Origin of the sequence: Zarconia navalis LEGE 11467 (assembly GCF_015207075.1) — a bacterium.
GTDB lineage: Bacteria > Cyanobacteriota > Cyanobacteriia > Cyanobacteriales > Geitlerinemataceae > Zarconia > Zarconia navalis.
The window spans coordinates 1-5,917 of record NZ_JADEXN010000348.1; the positions used below are offsets into that span (position 1 = coordinate 1).

Genomic DNA, 5,917 nt, shown 5'->3' on the forward strand with positions numbered 1-5,917 from the left:
GGGCTTGACGCGAATACCCGATCGTCCTGCGGGGTGAATTGCCGGGAGTTTGTGGGTGTCGATGCGAATGTGGGTGCGATCGCTTCTCTCGAACTGCCAGAGTTTGACGAAGATAATGCATCCCGGTGCAGAAGCGGGGGTATGTTTCGAGGTAGGCGGGTTGCGGACGTAGCTGCGGGCGGGGAAGTCGCCATGTTCGTCTTGGAACACCCCCGCCAACACCAAAAACTCTTCACCTCCGCCGTGAACGTGAGGGGAAAACTCGCTGCCGGGGGCGTAGCGAACGATGGATGTGGCGCGGGCTTTTTCATCCCCGATGCGATCGAGCATTCGCCGTTCCACTCCCGGCATCGGCGAGGGCTGCCAGTCGAGATCGGCACTGCGAACGATGACACGCTGGGAAAAATCGGCATTGAGTTCCACGAGAACCTCCGGTGTTTTGACCCCTACTCAATTTCAAGCAAATTCTGTGAGTTTCCGTTTGTTGGGATGATGAAAGCCTAAAACAATATCGCTTGCGGGAATACCGGCAGCGAGTAAATCGTCAACAACACATAAATCGGTGGAGTCTTGTTCGACCCAAACTTTACCGTTTTTAATGCAGAGTATCCATAATAATATACTGCACGAACTGTTTGTCATCCCAACCGAATCGAAACCAGAGATATTGACCTTGATGTTCATCCAATGCCAGTCGATCGCTAACTTCAGAATCATTCGATAAATCAGCTCGATGTGTTGCGAGTTGATAATACTGGTTGAGGATTTTTTGAATAATGTTGTGGTAAGAGTCTAGGTTTTCCATTGCACAATTATTTCCTTTTCAACATTGAATATCGTTAAAAGTCGTTGATTTTGACGGACGACCGCTTGTATCGATTCAATTTTTAATTTTTAATTGATAATTTTTCATTATTTTGACTCACCCACGCCGTCACATCCTGCCATTGCGCCGATGTTACCAACACTTCTGCATCCAAAACCTTACCAATATTTTTCGAGAACGCCGCGAAACTCTCCACCCAATTGATAATCGCCTCCAAAGCAGAATAAGGGGAATACTGCCACGCCTGCTGCAACGCTTCTCCCATCTCCACCAAATGCCCGGTACCATACAAATACCAGCCGATCCAGACCCAGGTACTATAGCGAATATCCGGCTCCAGCAGCCGAATATGGGGCGGTACATCTGGCTGCGCGAAAAAATGGTCTAAAACGGCCGACAGCGATCGCGCCTGGGGAAGCCCCTTATACATGGCGCTATCCTCATGCTGGCGGTATAAAACGGTAATTTGCCGCAACCACGCCGCCTTGCATCCCCGCAGCGCCAACCGCAACACCAACTCCGTATCCTCTGCCGGGGGAAACCGGGAATCGAAACCTCCCGCCTCTAGCAACCACTGCCGCCGAAACATCATCGCGCTGGGGAGAACCGGTTTCCACCGCAACCAGGATTCTAAATCCAGTGTCGGAATCTCCCGCCACGGTTCCACATCCAGCAGGGGTTTCCCTACCGCATCGACGCGCCGCCAGCCGCTATGCACCATGCCTAACTGGGTTTGCACGGCGAATACCTCTATCTGTGCGGCGAGTTTGTCGGGGAGGAAGATATCATCGGCATCGAGAAAGGCGACGAATTCCCCTCTGGCTGCCTCAATGCCCCGATTTCGCGCGGCGGATACCCCTTGATTAGTTTGATAGATATAGCGCAGGCGATCGCCCACTTCTCGTACGATCGGCTGTAATATCTGCTGCGTCCGATCTTGGGAACCGTCATCGACAACGAGAATTTCCCAGTGGGGGTAGGTTTGCGCCAACACGCTATCGATGGCGGCGGCGATGTAGCGATCGCTATTGTAGGTGGGAATTACGACACTGACAATCGGGTTCATGGGAGGGGGAATCTCGCTATACTACCAAAGTGAAGAGAGCAGGCGTTACTGGGGGAGATAAGAAAGAGGAGATTTTCAATAACAATTTACCGTTTTACGATTCGTAATTCAGTCATTAACAATTATCGATTAGCATATCTACGATAATGTCTGCAACTCAAGTTCAACCGCTGCTCAAAAATCCCGATCGTCTGGAAAGCCGACTGAAGGAAATTCCGGCGGAACCAGGGGTGTATTTAATGCGCGATCGCGACGATCGTATTCTATATATTGGCAAGTCAAAAAAACTGAGATCGCGAGTGCGTTCCTATTTTCGCGAATCCCAGCAGTTAAGCGATCGAATTGCGCTGATGGTGCGGCAAGTGTGCGATATCGAATTTATCGTTACCGACACCGAAGCCGAAGCCCTCGCCTTGGAAGATAATCTTATCAAACAGCACCAACCTCACTTCAACGTGCTGCTCAAAGATGATAAGAAATATCCCTATCTCTGCATCACCTGGTCGAAGAAATATCCCCGCATTTTCATCACTCGCAAGCGACGGGCGAAAAACGAGAAAGACCGCTACTACGGTCCCTATGTCGATACGGGTTTATTGCGGAGTACCCTCAATATCGTCAAGCGAATTTTTCCCCTCCAGCAACGTCCCAAACCTCTGTTCAAAGACCGCCCCTGTTTGAACTACGATATCGGGCGCTGTCCCGGCGTTTGTCAGCAGCTCGTTTCTCCAGAAGAGTATCGAAAAACGGTGCAGAAAGTGGCGATGATTTTTCAGGGAAGAACTCAGGAACTCATCGATATTTTAACCGATCGCATGGCGCAGGCTTCAGAGAATTTGGAGTTTGAAAAAGCGGCGCAACTGCGGGACAAAATTCAAGGGTTGCAGTCTTTGGGGGCAGACCAAAAGGTGTCCCTGCCAGACGATCGGGTTTCTCGAGATGCGATCGCCTTGGCGGCAAACGATCGCTTTGCCTGCGTCCAATTGTTCCAAATTCGCGCCGGAAAGTTGGTGGGGCGATTGGGATTTGTTTTTGAAACATCAAGCACAAATTCTGGTAATTTGCAAGAGGATCGCGGTGCAATTTTACAGCGAGCTTTAGAGGAACATTACCAAAGCGTCGAATCGGTGGAAATTCCCACGGAAATTATCGTGCAAGCGGAACTATCCGACGAAGAAATATTATCGGATTGGTTGAGCGAAAAAAAGGGACGCAAAGTATCGATTCTGGTTCCCCAACGGCAAACCAAAGCCGAACTGGTGGCGATGGTGGAACGCAATGCCGAATACGAGTTGGCGCGGATGCAGAAAATGGGCGATCGTAACTTGCAAGCGATGCAAGATTTAGCCGATATTCTCGATTTACCCGAACTTCCCCATCGCATTGAAGGTTACGATATTTCCCACGTTCAAGGTTCCGATGCCGTCGCCTCGCGAGTTGTATTTATCGATGGCATTCCCGCCAAGCAACACTACCGCCGTTATAAGATTAAAAACCCCGAAGTCACAGCGGGTCATTCTGATGATTTTGCTAGTATGGCAGAGGTGATTAGCCGCCGTTTTCGGAAAGATAAAACAGTGGCAGAAACAAGTCGAAAATTCCCCGATCTCGTGATGATAGATGGAGGAAAAGGACAGCTTTCTGCGGTGGTTAATATCTTGCGAGAAATGGACTTACTCGATGAAGTTCGCGTTGTCAGTTTAGCCAAACAACGAGAGGAAATCTTTCTCCCCGGCGAATCTTTTCCCCTGAAAACCGATGCCGAACAACCGGGGGTACAACTGTTGCGGCGATTGCGAGACGAAGCGCACCGATTTGCCGTCAGCTTCCACCGCCAGCAGCGCGCCGAACGAATGCGGCGATCGCGTTTAGATGAAATTCCCGGCTTGGGTTTTTCTCGCCAAAAAGAACTCCTAGCGCACTTCCGCTCGATCGACTATATCAGCATTGCCACCCCAGAACAACTCGCAGAAGCACCGGGTATCGGGCCGCAATTGGCACGGCAGATTTACGACTATTTTCATCCGGCTGTATCGTGAAATACTGGTAGTAGATAAAGCCAGATAAAAATGAAGCGTGTGTGACGACAATTGAATTCAAAATCATCGATCGAGCGCCACAAAAATTCAAGAAACCGAGAAAAAGCGATCGTGTAACGCACCCATCTCCCAAACAGCATGGTTGACACTGCACTCACCCATCCAACTAGCCCCATTGGTATCGCCACCCCAGAACAATTGACGACAACAACAGGTAAAATGCGGTAGCACCATTAATCTACCTCATTTTTATAATCGAACCCATGAAGTTAGCTGCCATCGACATCGGAACCAATTCCATTCACATGATTATCGCAGAAGCCACTCACAAGCAAAGCTTCAAGATTATCGATCGTCAGAAGGAAATGGCTAAGCTGGGAGTCGGGGTATTTGCTTCAAAATATATTAGCGATCGTGCTTTTAAAGTGGGGATCGAAACAATTCATCGCTACATTCAACTCGCAGAAGAAATGGGTGTCGATGAGATTCTCACGGCGGCAACCAGTGCGATTCGCGAGGCACAAAATGGAGAAAAGTTTTTAAGGGAAGTCGTTGCGAAAACCGGTATTTGTCCCAGAACTATATCGGGAAAAGAAGAGGCGCGATTAATTTTTCTGGCGGTACGCAATTCCATCGCTCTCGAAGATGACAAAGCTCTCGTTCTCGATATTGGCGGAGGAAGTACCGAGGCGGTGGTGGGCGATCGCTCCGATCTCTTTTTTAGAGATAGTATGCCTCTAGGCGTTCTGCGCCTGCTGGATATGTTTGAAAACAAAGAGTCGGTAGGAACTGAAGGACGAGGCATTCTAGAAGCTCATATTCAGTTCGTTGCCGGAAAAGTTTTAGAGAAAACGCGCGATGTAGGTTTCGATCGGGTCATTGGCACGTCCGGAACGATTCGAACGATGGGAGAAGCGGCGCATATGGCTGCGGGAGGCAAATCTTTTGAGTGGGTGAATGCCGAAGTCGTTCCATTAGAAAAGATTTGTCAATTAACCCAAGAGCTATTAAAAATGAAGGTCGAAGAACGCGCCGAGGTTGAAGCCGTTAGCGAAAAACGCGCCGATGCCATTCATCTTGGAGGGGTGCTACTCGTGAAATTATTAAACCTCGCAGGCGTTGAAGAAATTACTCTGTGCGATGCCTCGTTGCGAGAAGGGATGATTTTAGACTATTTAGAACGGCATTCTCAAGCGGCTTCGGCTTTTTCCAATTGCCAGAATTTGCGATATCGTCAGGCCGCGCACTTGATTTACAAATACGATGCAGATTGGGAAGAAAATCGCCATACTGCTAATTTAGCTCTCCAACTCTTCGATCGAACTCAAGAATTACACGGATACGGAAACTTCGAGCGAGAAATATTAGAATTTGCGGCTTTACTTCACAATATCGGAATGTCGATTTCCTTTCGCAAACATCATAAAAATTCGCGCTTTCTCATCAAACGCACGGCTCCTAGAGGATTTACAAACGAAGAAATTTTATTAATCGGTCATTTAGCTCGCTACCATTGCAAAGCAAAACCAACGAAGCGACACAAAAAATTCAAACAGCTTTCCAAATACCACCGCCATTTGATTAAACGACTCGCAGGTATTTTGAGAATTTCGGTGGCTTTAAATAAAACCAAAAATCAACGGGTGGAACAAATTTTTTGTCAAGTCTCAAAGAAGACACTAGAAATCAATGTTGCGGGGACAGATAATATTGAAGTCGAAATTTGGGCAGCTCGTCGCAGTTGCGAGGTTTTGGCAGAAGCATTGGAACGCCAGATTAAGATTCAAGATCGCTTGCAGACATTCTCTTTAGATCCCGATCTCAGATAAAGTTTTGCAACAAAATTGCCAAAAACCGAAAAAAAGTTCTGATGATGCCGAAATCTCCATAGAAGCCATATCATTTCCGGACATCATGCAGGCAGCCACGAGCAACACCAAACCTCATTCTCGGAAGCGACACCGCCAAGGAGAAAGGCGATCGCCC

At 48.4% G+C, this 5,917-nt stretch carries 6 protein-coding genes; 2 read left to right on the forward strand and 4 right to left on the reverse strand.

The window, feature by feature from the left end; all coding sequences use genetic code 11:
* The 4 genes from IQ235_RS16660 to IQ235_RS16675 form a co-directional block, all read right to left on the reverse strand.
* Positions 1-423 (reverse strand): cupin domain-containing protein (locus IQ235_RS16660; protein WP_264322553.1); only part of this gene is annotated, 423 nt, incomplete at its 3' end.
* Positions 424-456: 33 nt separating this feature from the next.
* A complete protein-coding gene (locus tag IQ235_RS16665; protein WP_319592610.1) occupies positions 457-684 on the reverse strand; it encodes an element excision factor XisI family protein in 228 nt (75 codons plus the stop codon).
* Positions 596-805, reverse strand: coding sequence for an element excision factor XisI family protein (locus IQ235_RS16670; protein WP_264322555.1), 210 nt, complete (start codon positions 803-805; stop codon positions 596-598). The genes IQ235_RS16665 and IQ235_RS16670 overlap by 89 nt, the downstream gene beginning before the upstream one ends.
* Before the next feature lie 82 nt (positions 806-887).
* The gene (locus IQ235_RS16675; protein ID WP_264322556.1) at positions 888-1,892 is read right to left on the reverse strand and encodes a glycosyltransferase family 2 protein; all 1,005 of its coding nucleotides are present in this window, start codon (positions 1,890-1,892) and stop codon (positions 888-890) included.
* 146 nt (positions 1,893-2,038) lie between these two features.
* Between IQ235_RS16675 and uvrC the strand changes: the two genes are divergently transcribed.
* Positions 2,039-3,931 (forward strand): excinuclease ABC subunit UvrC, encoded by a 1,893-nt coding sequence (gene uvrC / locus IQ235_RS16680; RefSeq protein WP_264322557.1) that lies wholly within the window; start codon positions 2,039-2,041, stop codon positions 3,929-3,931.
* Positions 3,932-4,194: 263 nt separating this feature from the next.
* Positions 4,195-5,760: a Ppx/GppA phosphatase family protein gene (locus IQ235_RS16685; RefSeq protein ID WP_264322558.1), complete on the forward strand. Its 1,566-nt coding sequence runs from the start codon at positions 4,195-4,197 to the stop codon at positions 5,758-5,760.
* The last annotated feature ends 157 nt before the right edge of the window (positions 5,761-5,917 follow it).

Excerpts from the sequence above, each read along its gene's own strand:
- IQ235_RS16665 (WP_319592610.1), bottom strand. The coding sequence starts at position 684 with ATGAACATCAAGGTCAATATCTCTGGTTTCGATTCGGTTGGGATGACA.
- IQ235_RS16670 (WP_264322555.1), bottom strand. The coding sequence starts at position 805 with ATGGAAAACCTAGACTCTTACCACAACATTATTCAAAAAATCCTCAAC.
- IQ235_RS16675 (WP_264322556.1), bottom strand. The coding sequence starts at position 1,892 with ATGAACCCGATTGTCAGTGTCGTAATTCCCACCTACAATAGCGATCGC.
- uvrC (WP_264322557.1), top strand. The coding sequence starts at position 2,039 with ATGTCTGCAACTCAAGTTCAACCGCTGCTCAAAAATCCCGATCGTCTG.
- IQ235_RS16685 (WP_264322558.1), top strand. The coding sequence starts at position 4,195 with ATGAAGTTAGCTGCCATCGACATCGGAACCAATTCCATTCACATGATT.